This is a genomic window from Kocuria sp. U4B, from assembly GCF_054875615.1.
Window position 1 is genome coordinate 3,790,175 of record NZ_CM142180.1, and the last position, 17,957, is coordinate 3,808,131.

The 17,957-nt window shown below is 70.5% G+C and carries 17 protein-coding genes; 9 read left to right on the forward strand and 8 right to left on the reverse strand.

Features of this window, described 5'->3' with window-relative positions:
* Nucleotides 1-78 precede the first annotated feature (78 nt).
* The 4 genes from ACYSMR_RS17635 to ACYSMR_RS17650 all read left to right on the forward strand — a co-directional run bounded on the left by ACYSMR_RS17635 (nt 79) and on the right by ACYSMR_RS17650 (nt 3,948).
* Nucleotides 79-1,023, forward strand: coding sequence for a flavin reductase (locus tag ACYSMR_RS17635; RefSeq protein ID WP_461746961.1), 945 nt, complete (start codon nt 79-81; stop codon nt 1,021-1,023).
* 137 nt (nt 1,024-1,160) lie between these two features.
* Entirely contained in the window at nt 1,161-2,681 is a 1,521-nt protein-coding gene (locus tag ACYSMR_RS17640; RefSeq protein WP_461746962.1) for a BCCT family transporter, read from the forward strand.
* A gap of 90 nt (nt 2,682-2,771) precedes the next feature.
* The gene (locus ACYSMR_RS17645; protein WP_461746963.1) at nt 2,772-3,200 is read left to right on the forward strand and encodes a riboflavin kinase; all 429 of its coding nucleotides are present in this window, start codon (nt 2,772-2,774) and stop codon (nt 3,198-3,200) included.
* A 403-nt stretch (nt 3,201-3,603) separates the two neighbouring features.
* Entirely contained in the window at nt 3,604-3,948 is a 345-nt protein-coding gene (locus ACYSMR_RS17650) for an aldehyde dehydrogenase family protein (protein WP_461746964.1), read from the forward strand.
* On the opposite strand, the gene ACYSMR_RS17655 is transcribed toward ACYSMR_RS17650, so the two are convergent.
* Nucleotides 3,893-4,522, reverse strand: a complete 630-nt coding sequence (locus ACYSMR_RS17655) for a HutD/Ves family protein (protein ID WP_461748045.1) — start codon at nt 4,520-4,522, stop codon at nt 3,893-3,895. The two genes, ACYSMR_RS17650 and ACYSMR_RS17655, sit on opposite strands and share 56 nt — an antisense overlap.
* Before the next feature lie 199 nt (nt 4,523-4,721).
* Here ACYSMR_RS17655 and ACYSMR_RS17660 point away from each other — a divergent pair, with 199 nt between their 5' ends.
* Entirely contained in the window at nt 4,722-5,972 is a 1,251-nt protein-coding gene (locus tag ACYSMR_RS17660) for an allantoate amidohydrolase (RefSeq protein WP_461746965.1), read from the forward strand.
* A gap of 86 nt (nt 5,973-6,058) precedes the next feature.
* On the opposite strand, the gene ACYSMR_RS17665 is transcribed toward ACYSMR_RS17660, so the two are convergent.
* The 7 genes from ACYSMR_RS17665 to glnT all read right to left on the reverse strand — a co-directional run bounded on the left by ACYSMR_RS17665 (nt 6,059) and on the right by glnT (nt 13,822).
* Nucleotides 6,059-6,712, reverse strand: a complete 654-nt coding sequence (locus tag ACYSMR_RS17665; RefSeq protein WP_461746966.1) for a helix-turn-helix domain-containing protein — start codon at nt 6,710-6,712, stop codon at nt 6,059-6,061.
* Between the two features lie 171 nt (nt 6,713-6,883).
* Entirely contained in the window at nt 6,884-8,134 is a 1,251-nt protein-coding gene (locus ACYSMR_RS17670) for an ammonium transporter (protein ID WP_461746967.1), read from the reverse strand.
* 67 nt (nt 8,135-8,201) lie between these two features.
* Nucleotides 8,202-9,332, reverse strand: a complete 1,131-nt coding sequence (locus ACYSMR_RS17675) for an FAD-dependent oxidoreductase (protein ID WP_461746968.1) — start codon at nt 9,330-9,332, stop codon at nt 8,202-8,204.
* Nucleotides 9,329-10,693: an FMN-binding glutamate synthase family protein gene (locus tag ACYSMR_RS17680; protein ID WP_461746969.1), complete on the reverse strand. Its 1,365-nt coding sequence runs from the start codon at nt 10,691-10,693 to the stop codon at nt 9,329-9,331. The genes ACYSMR_RS17675 and ACYSMR_RS17680 overlap by 4 nt, the downstream gene beginning before the upstream one ends.
* A gap of 28 nt (nt 10,694-10,721) precedes the next feature.
* The gene (locus tag ACYSMR_RS17685; protein WP_461746970.1) at nt 10,722-11,462 is read right to left on the reverse strand and encodes a GltB/FmdC/FwdC-like GXGXG domain-containing protein; all 741 of its coding nucleotides are present in this window, start codon (nt 11,460-11,462) and stop codon (nt 10,722-10,724) included.
* Nucleotides 11,463-11,491: 29 nt separating this feature from the next.
* Entirely contained in the window at nt 11,492-12,397 is a 906-nt protein-coding gene (locus ACYSMR_RS17690) for a class II glutamine amidotransferase domain-containing protein (protein WP_461746971.1), read from the reverse strand.
* A 51-nt stretch (nt 12,398-12,448) separates the two neighbouring features.
* Entirely contained in the window at nt 12,449-13,822 is a 1,374-nt protein-coding gene (glnT, locus tag ACYSMR_RS17695) for a type III glutamate--ammonia ligase (RefSeq protein WP_461746972.1), read from the reverse strand.
* 326 nt (nt 13,823-14,148) lie between these two features.
* On the opposite strand from glnT, the gene ACYSMR_RS17700 reads away from it, so the two are divergent.
* The 4 genes from ACYSMR_RS17700 to ACYSMR_RS17715 all read left to right on the forward strand — a co-directional run bounded on the left by ACYSMR_RS17700 (nt 14,149) and on the right by ACYSMR_RS17715 (nt 17,930).
* A complete protein-coding gene (locus ACYSMR_RS17700; protein ID WP_461746973.1) occupies nt 14,149-14,448 on the forward strand; it encodes a helix-turn-helix domain-containing protein in 300 nt (99 codons plus the stop codon).
* 112 nt (nt 14,449-14,560) lie between these two features.
* The gene (locus ACYSMR_RS17705) at nt 14,561-15,484 is read left to right on the forward strand and encodes a putative selenate ABC transporter substrate-binding protein (RefSeq protein WP_461746974.1); all 924 of its coding nucleotides are present in this window, start codon (nt 14,561-14,563) and stop codon (nt 15,482-15,484) included.
* Complete coding sequence (locus ACYSMR_RS17710; RefSeq protein ID WP_461746975.1) at nt 15,481-16,293, forward strand: phosphonate ABC transporter ATP-binding protein; 813 nt, start codon at nt 15,481-15,483, stop codon at nt 16,291-16,293. The genes ACYSMR_RS17705 and ACYSMR_RS17710 overlap by 4 nt, the downstream gene beginning before the upstream one ends.
* A gap of 11 nt (nt 16,294-16,304) precedes the next feature.
* Complete coding sequence (locus ACYSMR_RS17715; protein WP_461746976.1) at nt 16,305-17,930, forward strand: PhnE/PtxC family ABC transporter permease; 1,626 nt, start codon at nt 16,305-16,307, stop codon at nt 17,928-17,930.
* Nucleotides 17,931-17,957: the final 27 nt, after the last annotated feature.

Genomic DNA, 17,957 nt, shown 5'->3' on the forward strand with positions numbered 1-17,957 from the left:
AGCGCGTTCATCGCCTGCAACAGGAAATTTACCCTCGCCCATTGACCCCAGGGTGTGACCGGGATTACGTTCTGTGCCATGCAACAGAAACTCGAATCCACACTCGCCCCTGTCTGGCAGGCCGCCTGGGACCGCGGAGAGGTCGCGGCCCTGGAAGCCGCCGTCACTCCCGACTACGTGCGGGTCAGCCGAGCCAGCGGCCACACGACCGATCTGGTGCAGCTGCAGGAGGAGATCCGCAGCGTGCGCGCCGGCTTCCCCGACCTGGTCACCACCATCGACGCCGTGGTTGCACAGGGGGACACGGCGGCGATCTTCTGGACCAGCACCGGCACCCACACCGAGACCTTCCTCGGGGTTCCGGCCACCGGCCGCCGGGTGCAGACCCGCGGGTGCAACCACGTGACCCTGGTAGACGGACGGATCGCCCGGGAGGAGGTGACCTGGGACGGGTCCGAGCTGCTGCACAGCCTCGGCGTCCGACACCTCAGCGACACCCCGCTGCAGCCGGAGGAGGTCGTGCTCGACGACCTCTCGGGGGACCCGGATCCGCAGGTGATGAAGACCTTCAACCGGCAGTTCATCACCGGTGTCACCGTGGTGACCACCCAGGACAACGGCACCCCCAAGGGTCTGGCGGTGAACTCCTACGCCTCGGTGTCCCTGGAGCCGCCTCTGGTGATGGTGTGCATCCAGAAGACCTCCTCCACCTACCCGGCGCTGTTCGCGGCCACCCACCTGGGCATCAACATCCTGGGGACCGAGCAACGAGCCACCGTGGCCACCTTCGCCTCCAAGTCGCCCGACAAGTTCGCCGAGGTCGACTGGCACCCCGGTCCCAGCGGCAGCCCCCTGATCGACGGGTCCCCGGCGTCGCTGGAGGCGGAGATCCGTGAGCGCTTCCAGGCCAAGACCCACACCGTGTTCATCTGCCGCGTCCGTCACGCGGAGGTGACCGAGGCCAGCCCCATCATCTACAAGGCCGGTCGCTTCTACGACAGCGACGACCTCACCCAGCTGTGATCCCCGCCCGGAGAGCACGCCCGCCCTCCTCGCGACAGAAATCGGAGAAACCCGTGGTCCAACAACTCGACCCGCCCGTCTCGACCCGCCGCTCGGGCCACCGCCCGGCTTCGCCGACGAGACCCGGAACGGTCTTCGTGGTATCGATCGCCCTGATCGCAGCCTTCGTCCTCTGGGCCTCGGTGTCTCCGGAATCCTTGAACTCCGTCATGACGGCCAGCATGAACTGGGTGGCCGGATCGGTGGGCTGGAGCTATCTGGTGGTGACCCTGCTGTGCATCGGGCTACTCCTCTATCTCGCCTTCAGCCGGTTTGGGGACATTCGGCTGGGCTCCAACTCCGCCCGTCCGGAGTACAGCACCTGGGCCTGGCTGGCCATGATCCTCTCCGCGGTCATGGGGATCGGACTGATCAGCTACGGGGTCGCAGAGCCGATCTCGCACTTCATGGCGCCGCCCCACGGCCTGGCCGAGCCCGGGACCATGGACGCCGCCGTACGGGCCATGCAGTACAGCTTCTTCGACTGGGGCCTGCACGCCTGGGCCGTCTTCGGGGTGTTCGGCCTGGCCATCGGCTACTCCACCCACCGCAAGAACCGACCCGGCCTGGTCTCGCCCATGCTGCGCCCGGTCCTGGGCAAGCTCGTCGACGGCTGGTTCGGCAAGGCGATCGACGTCTTCGCCATCATCGCCACCCTGTTCGGCACCACCACCTCCCTGGGCCTGGGAGCCTCACAGATCGCCGAGGGGCTGAACCGCATCCTCGGCCTGCCCACCGGGCTGCCGGTCCAGATCGTCATCATCGCCGTGATCACCGTCCTGTTCACCCTCTCGGCCCTGTCGGGGGTCAACCGGGGGATCAAGTACATCAGTGAGATCACCATGACCCTGTCGGTCGTCCTGGCCGTCTACGTCTTCATCGCCGGGCCCACGAACTTCATCTCCAACCTGTTCTTCCGCTCCATCGGGCAGTACGCCAGCGAGTTCTTCACCACCAGCCTCATCACCCCGTCCACGGCCGATGACCTGCAGTGGATGCAGTGGTGGACCTACTTCATGATGGCCTGGTGGCTCAGCTGGGGCGCCTTCGTCGGCGTCTTCCTGGCCAAGATCTCCAAGGGACGCACCGTCCGGCAGTTCGTCGCCGGCGTGCTCGGGGTGCCCACCCTGGTGTTCTTCGGCTGGTTCACCATCTTCGGCGGCTCCGCCATCAAGATGGACATGGACGGGGCCGGGATCGGCGAGGCCACTACCGCCAACATCAACTCCGCGTTCTTCACCATGCTCGAACAGCTTCCCCTGGTCCAGGTCACCGCGGTGCTCACCGTCGTGCTCGTCGCCCTGTTCTTCATCTCCGGGGCCGACGCCAACACCTACGTGCTGAGCATGCTCTCCTCCAAGGGCACCCTGAACCCCACCAAGCCGGTGCTGACGCTGTGGGGCGTGCTCACCGGGACGTGTGCCGTGCTCCTGCTCGTCGTCGGCGGGCTCGCCGCCCTGCAGCAGGCCGCGATGCTCTCCGCCCTGCCCTTCACGATCATCGTGGCCCTCCTGGGGATCTCCTTGATCATCGAACTGCGCAAGGACCCCGAGTTCCAGTCGTTGCGCCACGCCCGGCTCCATGAGATTCCCCGGGCCGACGGCGACCACTCCCGCTAGCACCGCGTCCGGAGGCGGTGCGGGACGGTTCCAGAGCCGCCCGCACCTCCGTCCATCCCAGCCACAGCTCATCAGAAGGAGAAGCGAGTCATGACAGTGGTCGAAGGCATCGTCGAGCACGGGGACGCCCGGGGCAGGACCATCGGGTTCCCCACAGCGAACCTGCCCCTCCCCGGCTCCGGGATCGAGGACGGCGTGTGGGCCGCGCAGGTGCGGATCGGCGCGGAGGAGTGGGCTGTCGCGGCGGTGTCCGTGGGCCGGCGCCGGACGTTCTACACCGGCGAGGGCCCCCGGTTGCTCGAGGCCCACCTGCTGGACTTCGACGGCGACCTCTACGGACGTACGATGCAGGTCGAGCTGACCGCCAAGCTGCGGGGCCAGCAGGGCTTTTCGTCCGTCCAGGAGCTCACGGAGCAGCTGCACCGCGACGTCGAGGCCACCCGGCAGTGGGCCGCCGCCCACTGCCCCTGGCTCCTCGCCGCCCCGGGGCTCGAGACCCCGGAAACAGTGCTGGCATGACCCAGCACGGACTCCCGAAGTGGGCCGTCCAGCGCGTATCAGGCGTCCTCCAGACCGAACGCGACGCGGGGCGACACACCATGGACCCGGCGGACCTCGCGCGCCGCACCGGGCTCAGCAGAAGTCTGGCCCGGCGATGCCAGGCCCACCTGACCACGGCATCTGGTGCCACTGCCGGGCCACGAGCCCAGGACTCCCACGGCACTCCGGTGAAGGTCTGAGCGATGCCACGACTCTTTTCGGGACCCCGGAACCTGATGCCCCTCCGCCCCGGTAGTTTCCGGGGCCCCAGCACCACCTGCGGGCGGGCCCGGTGCTGTCGCCCGCCCGTCCGACCATCCCTGTGACGCACCCGAGGCACCGGCGCCCGGTGTCGAAGCGTCGAGCAAGAGAGGCTGTACAGATGAGCATCACGGACAAGGCTCCCGGCACCACGAGCGGGATCGACCGGGCCAGGATCGAGGAGGTCCTGGGCAGGACGCCGAAGGGGCTGCTGATCAACGGGGCCTGGCGGGCGGCCAGTGACGGGGGCACCTTCGAGGTGGAGAACCCGGCGACGGGGGAGGTCATCGCGACCCTGGCCTCGGCCACCCGGGCCGACGCCGCCGCGGCCATGGACGCCGCCGCGACCGCCCAGGAGGGGAAGGTGCGCTGCGACCACCGGTTCGCCGCAGCGATAACGGCTTGGCCGGTTACCGACGCCCCTGGAGGGACACCAGGACGAGACGCCCCGACCCGTGGACGCTGAGGCCCGCTTGCCGGTCGCCCCGGATGGTGTCGTACAGGGAGAGCTCCGTCGTTGCCCCACGGACTGCGACGAGGGCATGTCCGGAGACGAGCACGGCGACCTGGTCTGCGGAGAGCCGATGCACGAGTCCTTGGACCAGCTCCACAACGGTCACCTCTGCTCGGACAGCTCCCTGACGGGTCATGACGTTGAGAGCTCGGACAGGGCCGAGCGGTAGGGACGCGTCAGCGGAGGCGTCCCCGGAGAAGTGGAAGGGGCGGTTCCGCTCCAGCCGATGCTCTCTCCCGTCGACCATCAGGGTGAGGCCCTGCCCATGGACGACGGTCAGCGTGCGTGCGGTGCCGGGAAACGGGGAGAAGGCCCCGGCCCGATGGATCTCGGCCAGGCTGAGACGCCAGTCGAAGGCGTTGCCGTCGTCGCCGGCGAGGACCATCTGGGTGGTGCTTCCTCCGTGGTTGCGCCACTGGCTTGGCCGCAAGGACGCAAACCGGATCAGGGCCGGAGTCTGCAGAAGGGGCATCTCTACCTCCGTGGGGGACGCAGCGGCGGGACAGGGACCGCACGGGGACCCCATGGGGGGACACGCCACCGCATCTCGGTGTTGAATGACGTTCAACTCAGTTATACTTCATGAAACAATGGTGCACAGGTTCCCACACCTGGTATCGCCCCCGTGGGCGGCCTGGAACCACTCGGAGGCTTACGGGCCACCTGCAAGCTACGGCAGGGCGTGCGGACAGGAGCGCCGTGGGCCACTCTTGGAGGACTTCACCATGCAACCGATCTGCGGCGCGACCACTCCGTCTCCGACCTCGGCGGCGGTGATCTCCCTCATGGGCTCCATCGCCGACGTCGGCCGGGATGCAACCCGCGGCGGCTACTCCCGCCCCGTCTACTCGACGCCCGAACTGGACCTGCGGTCGTGGTTCGTCGAGGCCGCCCAGCGGCGCAGCCTCGACGTGGGGACCGACCGCAACGGGATCATCTGGGCCTGGTGGGACGTCCCCGATCACGAGCGCACGGGCGCGGTGGTCACCGGATCCCACCTGGACTCCGTCCCGGGCGGGGGCGCCTACGACGGTCCGCTCGGGGTCGCCTCGTCCCTGGCAGCGATCGACGTCCTGCGGGAGCGCGGCTTCGCTCCGTCCCGCCCGATCGCGATCGCGGTCTTCCCGGAGGAGGAGGGCTCCCGCTTCGGCGTGGCCTGCCTGGGTTCGCGCCTGTTCACCGGTGCCATCGCTCCGGCCAGGGCGCTGAACCTGCGGGACGCCGAGGGCAGCACCTTCGCCGACGTCCTGCGGGCCAACGGGAAGGACCCGGACACCGTGGGCGTCGACCACGACGGGCTGAAGCGCATCGGCCTGTTCCTGGAGCTGCACGTCGAGCAGGGCCGGGGCCTGGTGGACCTGGACGCATCCGTGGGCGTGGCCTCGTCCATCCTGGGCCACGGCCGCTGGCGGATCTCGGTGTCGGGGCAGGGCAACCATGCCGGCACCACGCTGATGGCCGACCGGCGGGACCCCGTGGTCGCGGCCGCCCGCGCCGTCGTCGCCGTCCGCGACATCGCCCTGGCCCACGAGTCGGCCCGCGCCACCGTGGGCCGGCTGCAGCCGGTGCCGGGCGGGACCAACGTGATCGCCTCGCGGGTGGACTTCTGGCTCGACGTGCGTCACCCGGACGACGCCGTGACGGCCGCGGTGGTTGAGCGGATCCACGCCGCGGCCCGTACGGTCGCCGCGGAGGAGGGGTGCACGGTGGAGCTCGTGGAGGAGTCGTTCAGCGCGACGGTGCACTTCGACACCACGATCGCCGCCGGTCTGTCGGCCGCGACGGGCGGAGCTCCGCTGCTGCCCACGGGGGCCGGCCACGACGCCGGCGTGCTGTCCGCGCACGTGCCCACGGGCATGCTGTTCGTGCGCAACCCCACCGGGGTGTCGCACTCCCCCGAGGAGCTGTGCGAGGACGACGACGCCCGCACCGGGGCGGTCGCCCTGGCCGACACCCTCGCCGCCTACGCCGGCTGAGCCTCGGGCCTGCCAGTGACCACGGGCGGGGCACGACCTCCTGCAGGAGGTGGTGCCCCGCCCGTCGTCCGCTCGGCGCGCCGTTCTCAGGGATGGCGGGGATGGGGATCTGCGATGGCCAGGAAGCGGATGGGCACGCTCACGAGCTCGGCCGGTCCGTGCGGTGCCTCTCCCTCGAACAGGAGGGAGTCGCCCGGGAGCATGCGGTACTGGTGGGGGCCGTGGTTGTAGACCATCTCGCCCTCGAGCATGTAGAGGAACTCCGTGCCCGGGTGCTGGAAGAGCGGGAAGACGTCGGAGGCGCTGGTCAGCGTCACGAGAGTTGGTTCGAGGGCGTCCTCGCGGTGGCGCAGCGTGCCGAGGATCTTGTACTCGTGGCCGCGGCGGGTCCCGCTGCGCACGACCACCGCTCCCTCCCCGGCCTTGGTGTGCGAGGCCTCCCGGTCGGTTTCCAGGCCGCGGAACAGGGCGGTCACGGGGATACCGAGGCCCTCGGCCAGGCGCTCGAGGGTGCTGAGGGAGCAGGAGGTGGAGGCGCTTTCGATCTTGGAGATCATGGCCTTGGACAGGCTCGTGCGCTCGGCCAGGTCCGAGGCGGTCAGCCCCAGGGTGGCTCGAAAGTGCTTGACCTGCTGACCGATGGAGCGCTCGAGACGACCTGAGGGCCCGGGTCCGTGCTCCCGGGCGCTCGCGGCCTCCGCCGCCCCGTCGCCCGTGGTCTCCTGATCATCGCTGGTCATCAGCCCATGGTATCCGGGGGGAGGTGTCTCGGCCGCTGGGCTCCGGGGGTCGGAAAGTGAAGACCTGGGGGCGGGCATGCTCATGGCGGCTCCTGCCGGGGGACGGAGATCGAGGTGGCGACGCCCCGACAGGGACCTCACCACCTCGATCGATCAGCCGGATCGGACCGGTCAGGGCGCCGAGGCGCTGACGGGCCCGAAGTGGTAGGCGGACTCGGCGTGCTGGTGCTCGTCGAGGCCGTCGAGCTCCACGGTCTGCTCGACGCGGAATCCGACGGTCCGGTGGATGGCCACACCGATGACTGCGGTGACCACGGCGGAGTAGATCCAGGCGAAGAGCGTCGCCACGACCTGGGCCCACAGCTGCGCCAGGCCGCCGCCGTAGAACAGGCCACCGGCGGTTGCCTCCGAGGGCAGGGCGAGAAAGCCCAGGGCCACCGTGCCGATGAACCCGGAGACAAGGTGGACGGCGACCACGTCGAGGGAGTCGTCGTAGTTGAGCCTGTACTTCAGCCCGATGGCCAGGGCGGAGGCCACCCCGGTGACCAGGCCGATCAGGATCGCGCCGGTCGCGTCGACGTCGGCGCACGCTGGGGAGATGGCCACGAGGCCGGCGACGATTGCCGAGGCGGCGCCGAACGTGGTGGGCCGCCCGTCCCGGATCCGTTCGGTCAGCAGCCAGGTCAGCATCGCCGCGGCGGGGCAGACCAGGGTGTTGACGAGGATGGTGGCGGCCTGGACGTCGTCGGTGGCCGCGCCCACGTTGAAACCGAACCAGCCGACCCACAGGAGGGCTGCCCCCAGCAGGACCAGGGGCAGGTTGTGGGGGCGCGGGTCGGGGTCCTTCCCGAAGCCGTGACGTACGCCCAGGATCACGGCGACCACCAGGGCGGCCATGCCGGCGTTCATGTGGATGACCGTGCCTCCGGCGAAGTCGAGGGCCTCACCGGCCCACGCACCGATCGCGCCCTCGGCGCTGAGGAGGCCCCCGCCCCACACCGCGTAGGCCATGGGGGCGTAGGCGAAGGTGACCCACAGGGGCACGAACAGGCACCAGGCCCCGAACTTGGCCCGGTCGGCAATGGAGCCGGAGATGATGGCCACGGTGACGATGGCGAAGGCGGCGTTGAAGGCGATGCCCAGCAGGGCGTCGGTGCCCTTCGAGGCCGTGGCCCCGAAGTCGGTCAACGGGTTGCCGATCAGCTGGAGCAGGGCGCCGTCGCTGGAGGCCATGGAGTTGCCCCACAGGACCCATACGACGCCCACGATGCCCATCGAGACGACGCTCATCATGAGCATGTTCAGGGTCGACTTCACCCGGGTCATGCCGGCGTAGAAGAACGCCAGGGCGGGAGTCATGAGAATGATCAGGGCGGTGGCCGTGATGGTCCACACTGCCCCTGCGGAGAGACCTTCGTCCATCGGAGTCGTCCTTTGCGGTCGGGCTGGTGAGCGAGAAGTGGATCGTGGCAGCGCGGGTCCGGCGGGCTCAGCGCACGAGGGCGCCGGCGCCCGGGCGGAAGACGGCCGGGACGTCGCCCGCGCCGGTGGCGAGGTCGGCGGCCATCACCCCGATGAGCGGGGCGAACTTCGCCCCGTGGCCGGAGCACGGGGAGACCACGGTGACGCCCTCGACGGTGTCCAGGACGAAGTGCTCATCGGGGGTGTTGGTGAACAGGCAGGTGGTCTCGGCGTAGGGCTCTGGGACGAGGCCGGGCAGGTGCTGCTGGACGTACTCGACGACCCGGGCCCGGTTGGCGGGATCGACCACCCCGTCCTGGCCGGCGGCCGAGCGCATCGGCCGGCCCCCGTTGTACTCGGCCAGCTTCTGGCCGGCGAACCCGGCGTCGCGCCCGCCCGGCAGGCCGTAGACCTGCAGGTCGTCCTTGTGGATCAGGGTGGGCCAGGGCTGGTCGGCGTCGCGGTAGGGGAAGTGGTAGGCGTTCTCTTGCATCACCGTGAACCGCGGCAGCGCGGCGAGGAAGGCCGGGGGCAGGGGCAGTGCGCCCAGCAGGTCGGGCAGCCAGCCGCCGGCGGCGACCACCACGTGACCGGCGTCCAGCGTCGCCCCGCCCGGGCCCGTCACGGTGAACCCGGCCCCGGACCGGGTGATGGAGGTCACGGGCCAGTGCGTGTGCAGCTGCGCTCCGGCGGCCACGGCGAGGTCCACCATGGCCTCCACCGTGGTGTGGGCGTCCAGGACCCCGGCGCCGGGCTGGTGCAGCACAGGGGTGTCGAAGACGAACTGCGGCCAACGCGCCATGGCCTCGGCGGGCGAGTAGAGCGCGTGCTCCACCCCGACCTGCTCCAGCACCCGGGCCAGGTCCTCGGGGCGCCGGGCGCGGCCGTGGTCCACGCACCCGACCCGGTCGATCAGCTGCCGGCCGGAGTCCGTTGCCAACTGGTCCCACAGGGTCTCGGCCTGCACGACGAGATCGGCGTAGAAGGCCTCCGGGTAGGCGTAGCGGAAGATCCGGGCCGACCCGTGGGAGGAGCCCCGGTCACTGGCGGGGACGTCGCGCTCGACGAGCACGACCTCCTCGCCGCGGGTGGCCAGCTGCCACGCGGTGGCCGCGCCCATGAGCCCGGCCCCGACCACGACGTACGGGCCGGCGCTCACTGGAACGTTCCCGGGATCCAGGTGGTGCCGGCCAGCGGGACCTTGGCCATGGCGGCCGCCTCCACCGTCAGCGCCACGAGGTCATCGGGCTCGAGGTGGCGCAGGTTGGACTTCCCGCACGCCCGGGCGATGGTCTGGGCCTCCATGGTCAGCACCCGCAGGTAGTTCGCGATCCGCCGTCCGCCCTCGACCGGGTCCAGGCGGGCGGAGAGCTCCGGGTCCTGGGTGGAGATCCCCGCCGGGTCGCGCCCGTCCTGGAAGTCGTCGTAGTACCCGGCCGCCGAACCCAGGGCGGCGTACTCGGCCTGGTACTTCGGGCTGTTGTCGCCCAGGGCGATCAGGGCGGCGGTGCCGATGGCCACGGCGTCGGCGCCCAGGGCCATGGCCTTGGCGACGTCGGCACCGGTGCGGATGCCGCCGGAGACGATGAGCTGGACCTTGCGGTGCAGCCCCAGCTCCTGCAGGGCGCGCACGGCCTCGGGGATCGCCGCCAGGGTGGGGATGCCGACGTTCTCGATGAAGACCTGCTGGGTGGCGGCGGTGCCGCCCTGCATGCCGTCCACCACCACGACGTCGGCTCCGGCCTTCACGGCCAGGGCGGTGTCGTAGTAGGGCCGGGAGGCGCCGACCTTGATGTAGATCGGCTTCTCCCAGTTGGTGAGCTCGCGCAGCTCGGCGATCTTGATCTCGAGGTCGTCGGGGCCGGTCCAGTCGGGGTGGCGGCAGGCCGAGCGCTGGTCGATGCCCACGGGCAGGGTCCGCATGGCCGCGACCCGCTCGGTGATCTTCTGGCCCAGCAGCATCCCGCCGCCGCCGGGCTTGGCGCCCTGGCCGAGCACCACCTCGATGGCGTCGGCCTGGCGCAGGTCGTCGGGGTTCATCCCGTAGCGCGAGGGCAGGTACTGGTAGACCAGGGTCTTGGAGTGTCCGCGCTCCTCGGGGGTCATGCCGCCGTCTCCGGTGGTCGTGGAGGTCCCGACGGCGCTGGCCCCGGCGCCGAGGGCCTCCTTGGCGTTGGCCGACAGGGCACCGAAGCTCATGCCGGCGATGGTGACGGGGATGTCCAGGTGCAGGGGCTTGGAGGCATGGCGGTCCCCGAGCACCACGTCGGTGTCGCAGCGTTCCCGGTAGCCCTCCAGCGGGTAGCGCGACATCGACGCCCCCAGGAAGAGGAGGTCGTCGAAGTGGGGGACCCTGCGCTTGGCGCCCCAGCCGCGGATGTCGTAGACACCGGTGGCGGCGGCGTGCTGGATGTCGGCGATGGTGGCGCGGTCGAAGGTGGCGGACTCGCGCAGCCCCAGTTGGGCCGCCGTCGCGGCGGCGGGGGAGGGCGCGGTCGTGGGCAGGTCGGTGACGGTCACGGGGTTCTCCTGGTCGGTCGGGGAAGCGTCAGTACGCGGCGGAGTTGTCGGCGTGGAAGTGGTAGAGCGTGCGGGCCGAGCCGTAGCGGCGGAAGGCGGCGGGGTCCTCGTCGCGCCCGGCGGCGGCGAGCAGCTGCGCCAGCTCGGCCAGGTGCTCTTCGTGCATCTCCTTCTCGACGCAGTCCGCGCCCAGGGACTTCACGGTGCCCTTCACGTAGATGCGGGTCTCGTAGAGGGAGTCCCCGAGGCTGTCCCCGGCGTCGCCGCACACCACGAGGCGCCCGGCCTGGGCCATGAACGCGGACATGTGCCCGACGTTGCCGCCCACCACGATGTCGACCCCCTTCATGGAGATCCCGCACCGGGCGGAGGCGTTGCCGTCGACGACGACGAGCCCGCCGTGGCCGGTGGCCGCGACCGCCTGGGAGGCGTCGCCCTTGACGTGGACCCGGCCGGACATGATGTTCTCGGCCAGGCCCTGGCCGGCGTTGCCGGTCACGGTGATGTCGGCGCTCTTGTGCATCCCGGCGAAGAAGTAGCCGACGTTGCCCTCGACGGTCATGGTCAGGGCCCGATCGATGCCGACGGCGATGTTGTGCTTGCCGGCCGGGTGGCGCACCAGCCACTCGGTGCTGGTGCTCGCGGGATCGTGCAGCGCCTGGTTGAGATCACGCACCGAGGACTGGGCGAGATCCACCACGGTGGTGTCCTCGGTCGCGGCGGTGGTCTCGGTGGTGATCTGGGCGGGTTCGTGGGCCAGTGCGGTCATGCTCGGTTCCTCCTGGGATCGTGTAGGTTTCAGGCGCGCCAGGTGTAGACCTGGCCGGGCTCGGGTTCGAAGACGCGGGCGTTCTCGATGCCGGGCAGCTCGGCCAGGGCGCGGAACTCGGAGGCCATCGCCACCCAGTCCTCGGTCTCGGCGACCACGGCCGGCTTGCAGGAGATGGGGTCGCGCACCACGGCCATGCCGTCCTTGGTGGTCACGACGAGGGTGTAGAAGCCGTCGAAGACCTCGCTGAGGTTCTCCAGGGCGGTCTCGAGGTCCTCGCCGACCTCCAGGCGGGTGGCGATGTAGCGGGCGGCGACCTCGGAGTCGTTGGCGGAGTCGAAGACCACCCCGGTGCGCTGGAGCTCCTTGCGGATCGAGGCGTGGTTGGAGAAGGAGCCGTTGTGCACCAGGCACAGGTCGTCGGCCACGGAGAACGGGTGGGAGCCGGCGGCCGTCACGGCGGACTCGGTGGCCATGCGGGTGTGGGCCACGCCGCGGGAGCCGGCCATGGAGACCAGGTCGTGGGCGTCGGCGACGTCGCGGGGGTTGCCCACGCTCTTCATGACGGCCACGTGCCGGCCCCGGCCGATGACGTCGTAGGCGGGCAGCACGGTGTCCAGGGCGGCGGCGAGCTCCTGGGAGGTGGCCTGCCCGGAGACCAGCGTGGTGTGGCCCAGGACCTCGACCGCCACCTCCGCCTCGGGAAGCTCGAGGTCCAGCTCGGTGCGGATCTGGGCGGGGGTCTTGCCCAGGTCGGCCCCGAGCAGGCTCAGCACGGTGGAGTCCTGGTCGGTGATCTCGGGGTTGTCGTAGACCGCCATGCCGGCGGAGTCGGGACCGCGCTCGATCACCTCGCACAGCATGGTGTTCAGCAGCGCGCCCAGTTGCGGGCGCAGGGCCGGGTTCTTGATCTGGAGGGCGGCGATTCCGCACATGTGCTTCTCCTCGCGGGTCGTGGTCGGGGGTGGAGGTCTGGGGCCGGGAGTTCAGAAGTGGGTGAGGTAGGAGGTCAGCTCCCACTGGCTCACCTCGTTGTGCCAGGACAGGAACTCCTCCTCCTTGGCCTTGGCGTAGTACTGGCCGACCGCGCGGTCACCGCCGATCGAGGCGAGCACCACCTCGTCCTGACGCAGCGCCGTGGTGGCGTGCAGCAGGGTGGCCGGCAGCTCCACCGCGGTCTCGGGCTGCTCGCCGGGCCCGCACGGGTCGCCGGGATCGACCCGACGGTCGATCCCGTCCAGGCCCGCCTCGAGCACGCTGGCCATCATGAGGTACGGGTTGCCGGAGCCGTCGCCGCCGCGCAGCTCGATGCGGTTGCCGTCCGGGACGCGGATGAAGTGGGTGCGGTCGTTGCCGCCGTAGGTCGCCTTGCGCGGGGACCACGTCGCCCCGGAGACCGAGGTCTGGGCGTTGCGCCGCTTGTAGGAGTTCACGGTCGGGGCCATGAACGCCAGCAGCGCGGAGCTGTGTTCCAGCACCCCGCCGATGAAGGCGTACGCCTGCTCCGACAAGCCCAGGCCGCGGGCGTCGTCGTCGTCGGGGAACAGGGCCCGGGTCCCGCTCCACAGGGACAGGTGCAGGTGCATCCCGTTGCCGGGGCGGTCGGTGAACGGCTTGGGCATGAACGTGGCCGTCATGCCCCGCTCGGCGGCCAGCATCGTGATGATGTAGCGGGCCACGATGACCCGGTCGGCAGTGGTCATGGCGTCGGCGTAGGCGAAGTTCTGCTCGAACTGCCCGGCACCGTCCTCGTGGTCGTTGGCGTAGTTGCCCCAGCCCAGAGAGTTCATCGCCTCGGAGATCGAGGTCAGGTGCTCGTACATCCGGGTCACCCCGCGGGCGTCATAGCAGGGGTGCGGGGAGCAGTCCCGCTCGTCGGCCGTAGCGATGGATCCGTCCTCGTTGCTCTTTACCAGGAAGTACTCGATCTCCGCGCCGACCATCGGCCGCAGTCCCCGCGCGGCCAGTTTCGCCAGCGTGTTCTTCAGGGCCACCCGCGGGGCGTAGGGCCAGGGCTGCCCGTTGACGTGCGGATCGCACTGGACCATGCCCAGGCCCTGCTTCACGAAGTGCAGGGGGGTGTAGGAGGACAGGTCGGGGACGACGACGAGGTCGGAGTCCTGCGGGTCCTGGCCGATCAGGCCGGCGGCGTAGCCGGCAAAGCCCATGCCCTCGTACTGCAGCTCGTCGGCGGCCGAGACGGGCACGAGCTTCGCACAGGGCCGGCCGGTCATGTCCACGAAGGTGGCGAGGATGAACTCCACGCCGTCGGCCCGGGCCAGCTCTGCCAGGGTGGGCGTGGGCAGTGCGGCCATGTCGACCTCGGCCTCGGAACGCGTCAGCGGAGCGGTGGCGGTCATGGGAACATCCTTCGGTAGTGTCGCAGTATGAAACGCTGTTCACTAACAGTAAATCGGGTGGATGTTACAGGAGAGAGGGGCTGTGTAAAGGGTGTGTTTAAGTCTCCTCACATCCATGGCGGCTTCAGCCGATGGGGTGATCCGCTGGCCATTGCCCATGGCTCCGGTCGCTACAGGTTTCTACGGTCCGGCCGGGCCCTGGTTCTGAGGCTTTCCAATGAGGGCCTTCGACCTCGCCCCCCCCGCTGAGCAAGTGGACTCCGCACATGCTTGCCGTCGCTGAATGGTGACGGGTCAGGGAGCCGACCTACGAGTGCTGAAGCTGGGTGGGGGAGACGTGGGCACATCCACCCGATGGGGTCCATGGTCACCACTGTCCGGGCCGCCATGGCCCCGACAGGGCTGGAGAGCGCACGGGAGCGGATCACCCCCTCGGTGGGCAAGCACCGAGCCGCCGGCAAGGACCTCGGTGGCGGCGCCTCACGTTCACCGACTCCTCGATCCGCAACGCTCTGCGGCTGGTCGACGCCGGAGAGCCGGCCACCCAGGTGGCACGTAACCTCGCCATGTCGAGGGCGACGCTCTACCGGCGCATCCGGGAACGGCCGTCAGCGACGACCATTTGAGGTCGGCGGCCCTGGCGGAGTTCGTGATGCGTGTGGTGCCGGACGGTCCGTTGCGCCCGACGGTCCGTTGCGCCCGCCGGGAGGCGCGGGCGAGGGCCGTTAGGATGCGGTCATGTCGATGGTGAGTCGTTGTCGTACCTTGGCGGCTGGGGTACTCGGTGTGGTCGTTGTCCTGTCCGCGGCCGGTTGCAGCTCTTCCGTCGGTGTGGAGGAGGAAGGCGGCCCGTTGCGGATCAGCGCGATCCCGGATGTGGATCCTTCCGATCTGGCCGAGCGGGAGGAGGCGATGGCGGCGTATCTGGCTGAGGAGCTCGATGTCGCGGTGGAGTACGTCCCGGTCAGCGACTATGCGGCGTCGGTGAGTCTGTTGGGCACCGGTGATCTGGACCTGGTGTTCTACGGGGGCTTGACCGGGGTGCAGGCCCGGTTGCGCACCGAGGGGGCGAGGGTGCTGGCGCAGCGAGACATCGACGAACGCTTCCGCAGCGTCTTCATCGCCCATCGTGACGCCGGGCTGGAGCCGGTCGACGACGTTGCCGGTTTGTGGGAGCTGGCCGGCTCCCGGTTCACCTTCGGCAGCGAGTCCTCCACCTCGGGCCGGCTGATGCCGGCGTACTTCCTCGAGCAGGCCGGGATCGACCCGGAGGCCGACTTCGCCGGGGCCCCGGGCTTCTCGGGCTCGCACGATCTGACGATCGACCTGGTGGAGGCCGGCAGTTATGAGGCCGGGGCGTTGAACCTGCAGGTCTGGCAGGCCCGTACCGAGGCCGGAACGGTGGACACCGACACGGTGCGGGAAATCATGAGGACTCCCACCTACGCCGACTACCACTGGGTCGGTGCCCCTGGGCTGGACGAGCGCTTCGGAGGCGGGTTCACCGATGATCTGCGGCAGGCGTTGCTGGATGTGGACGGATCGGATGCCGAGGAGACGGCGCTGCTGGAGCAGTACGGGGCGGAGGCGATCGTCCCTGCCGAGCCGGGGGACTACGAGCGGATCGAGGAGATCGCCCGCACCCTTGACCTGATCCGATGAGCTGTGAACCGGTGGTGCCCCGTTCCCGGGAGGTCGGCCAGGATGATGCGGGGATCGCGCTGCGCGTGCAGGGTGTGAGCGTGGCCTACGGGAACCGCTTGGCCCTGGACGGTGTGGACCTGTCCGTGCGCCGGGGTGAGCGAGTGGCCCTGGTGGGACCCAGCGGGGCGGGCAAGTCCACGCTGCTCGGGCTGGGCAGCGGCACCGTGGTCCCCACACAGGGACGTCTGGAGGTTCTCGGCGTCGATCCGTGGGCGGTCTCACCGGGCGCTCTGCGGAGGCTGCGGGCCAGGATCGGCTCGGTACATCAGCAGTTGCACCTGGTCGGGCCGTTGCCGGTGGTGCACAACGTCAACGCCGGGCGGCTGGGGACATGGGGCCGGCTGCGGGCCCTGCGTTCTCTGGTCCGTCCGCTCCAGGTGGACGAGGCGCGAATGGCGCTGGATCGGGTGGGCATCGGCCCGTACCTGCACGTGCGCACCGATCGGCTCTCCGGAGGTGAGCAGCAGCGAGTCGCCCTGGCCCGCCTGCTGGTGCAGGACCCCGAGCTGGTGCTGGCCGATGAACCGGTCGCCAGCCTGGACCCGGCCCGGGCCGAGGAAGTGATGAGCCTGCTCTGCGGGCTGCTCGAGCAGCCCGCCGGCCACCGGCGCACCCTGGTGGTGAGCCTGCACGACTTCGATCTGGCCGTGCGCCACTGCGATCGGGTGGTGGCCCTGCGCCAGGGCCGGGTGGTCCTCGACGTCCCTGTCGAGGAGGTGGACGAGGGCACCCGTGCGCGGATCTACGACCTGGCCCCTGACACGTGAGACCCAGCGGCGTGAGCGTCCCCACCCGGTGGGAGGTGGCCGCTGGCACCGGGGGCCGGGCCGGCATGTGGCGGCCGCCCGGTGGCGGACGGGCGTGGGCCACGGTGTGGGCGCTCGCGGTGGCGTGGTCGGTGGGCGGCTGGCTGATCGCGGAAGGCTCGGTCATCAATGCCTCGGGCTGGTCACGGTTCGCCGAGTTCTTCCGCGCCGCGCTGACTCCCCAGCTGTCGGGGGAGTTCCTGGCGAGGACCGGTGCCGCGGCCCTGAGCACACTGTCGTACGCGGTGCTGGGCACCCTCCCGGCGGTCGTCGTGGGCCTCGTCGTGGGGGTGCTGGTCTCGGAGACCTGGTGGGCCACCGGAACGGGGGCCCGGACCCGTCGGAGGGCGCGCCGGGCCGGGTGGCTGCTCACCCGGCTCGGACTGGCGCTGCCGCGGGGCGTCCACGAGGCCGTCTGGGCGCTGCTGCTGCTCAGTGTGCTGGGACGGGACCCGCTGGTGGGGGTGCTGGCGATCGCGATCCCGTTCGGGGCCATCACGGCCAAGGTCTACGCGGAGATCATCGACGAGTCAGCCCGTGGACCATACGAGGCGTTGCGCGCGGCCGGGGCTGGGCGCGCAGTGGCGCTGTTGTACGCGGTGCTGCCGATCGCGTGGCCGGAGCTGGTGTCCTACGCCTTCTACAGGTTCGAGTGCGCGGTGCGGTCCGCGGTCGTCCTCGGCATGGTCGGCGCCGGGGGCCTGGGCTTCGAGCTGGTCCTCAGTTTCTCCGGATCCCGGCACGCCGAGGTGTGGACGTTGATCTACACGATCGTCGTGATCGGGGCTGTGGTCGAGCGGTGGGGCGCCGGACTTCGACGCGCCGACGGGGTCCGGCGCTCCGGAATCTCCGCGGTGGCGGCCCTCGGGCTGGTGCTCGCCGCCCTGGTGCACCTGGGCCCGGACCTGTCCCGGGTGGTCTCCTCGCGGACCGCTGAGCTGCTCGCTGGCCTCATGGCGGAGATGGTCCCCCCGGGCCTGCCCGAGGGCGGATGGGTCCGACTCCTGGAGGAAGCGCTGGTCACGCTGCAGATGTCCCTGGTGGCCGGCACGATCGCCGCGGTGGCCGCGGTGGCCGTGGCCTTCGTGGCCGCTCGCGGCGGGACCACCTTGGCGCACCGATCCGCCGGGATGCTGGCGCGCTGGCTGCTGCTGCTCACCCGGTCACTGCCACCGCCGGTCTGGGCGCTGCTGTTCCTGTTCCTGCTCCTGCCCGGCCCCCTGCCGGGAGCACTGGCGCTGGGCGTGTACAACTTCGGCATCCTGGGCCGGCTCTGCGCCGAGGTCGTGGAGAACATCGACCGCCGGCCCCACGACCATCTCGTGGCCACCGGGGCGCCAGCGGTGAGCGCGTTCGGCTACGCCATCGTCCCCCAGGCCGGTGGACGCTTCCTCGCCTACGGCCTGTACCGCTGGGAGGTCGCCATACGTGAGACCGTCGTCGTCGGGATCGTCGGAGCCGGAGGACTCGGACGGTTGCTCGAGGACCAACGCGTCGCCTTCGACCTCGACGCCATGGCCGGCACCGTCCTGGCCCTCATCGCACTCTGCGCCCTCGTCGACATGATCAGCACCGCCGTCCGCCGCACCCTGCGCTGACGACCACGAGCCCGCGGTGCCACCACA

Bases quoted from the DNA above. Each gene is read 5' to 3' on its own strand.
- ACYSMR_RS17645 (WP_461746963.1), top strand. From the start codon at position 2,772: ATGACAGTGGTCGAAGGCATCGTCGAGCACGGGGACGCCCGGGGCAGG.
- ACYSMR_RS17685 (WP_461746970.1), bottom strand. From the start codon at position 11,462: ATGACCGCACTGGCCCACGAACCCGCCCAGATCACCACCGAGACCACC.
- ACYSMR_RS17655 (WP_461748045.1), bottom strand. From the start codon at position 4,522: ATGGGGTCCCCGTGCGGTCCCTGTCCCGCCGCTGCGTCCCCCACGGAG.
- ACYSMR_RS17665 (WP_461746966.1), bottom strand. From the start codon at position 6,712: ATGACCAGCGATGATCAGGAGACCACGGGCGACGGGGCGGCGGAGGCC.
- ACYSMR_RS17660 (WP_461746965.1), top strand. From the start codon at position 4,722: ATGCAACCGATCTGCGGCGCGACCACTCCGTCTCCGACCTCGGCGGCG.
- glnT (WP_461746972.1), bottom strand. From the start codon at position 13,822: ATGACCGCCACCGCTCCGCTGACGCGTTCCGAGGCCGAGGTCGACATG.
- ACYSMR_RS17710 (WP_461746975.1), top strand. From the start codon at position 15,481: ATGAGCTGTGAACCGGTGGTGCCCCGTTCCCGGGAGGTCGGCCAGGAT.
- ACYSMR_RS17635 (WP_461746961.1), top strand. From the start codon at position 79: ATGCAACAGAAACTCGAATCCACACTCGCCCCTGTCTGGCAGGCCGCC.
- ACYSMR_RS17705 (WP_461746974.1), top strand. From the start codon at position 14,561: ATGTCGATGGTGAGTCGTTGTCGTACCTTGGCGGCTGGGGTACTCGGT.
- ACYSMR_RS17690 (WP_461746971.1), bottom strand. From the start codon at position 12,397: ATGTGCGGAATCGCCGCCCTCCAGATCAAGAACCCGGCCCTGCGCCCG.
- ACYSMR_RS17650 (WP_461746964.1), top strand. From the start codon at position 3,604: ATGAGCATCACGGACAAGGCTCCCGGCACCACGAGCGGGATCGACCGG.
- ACYSMR_RS17670 (WP_461746967.1), bottom strand. From the start codon at position 8,134: ATGGACGAAGGTCTCTCCGCAGGGGCAGTGTGGACCATCACGGCCACC.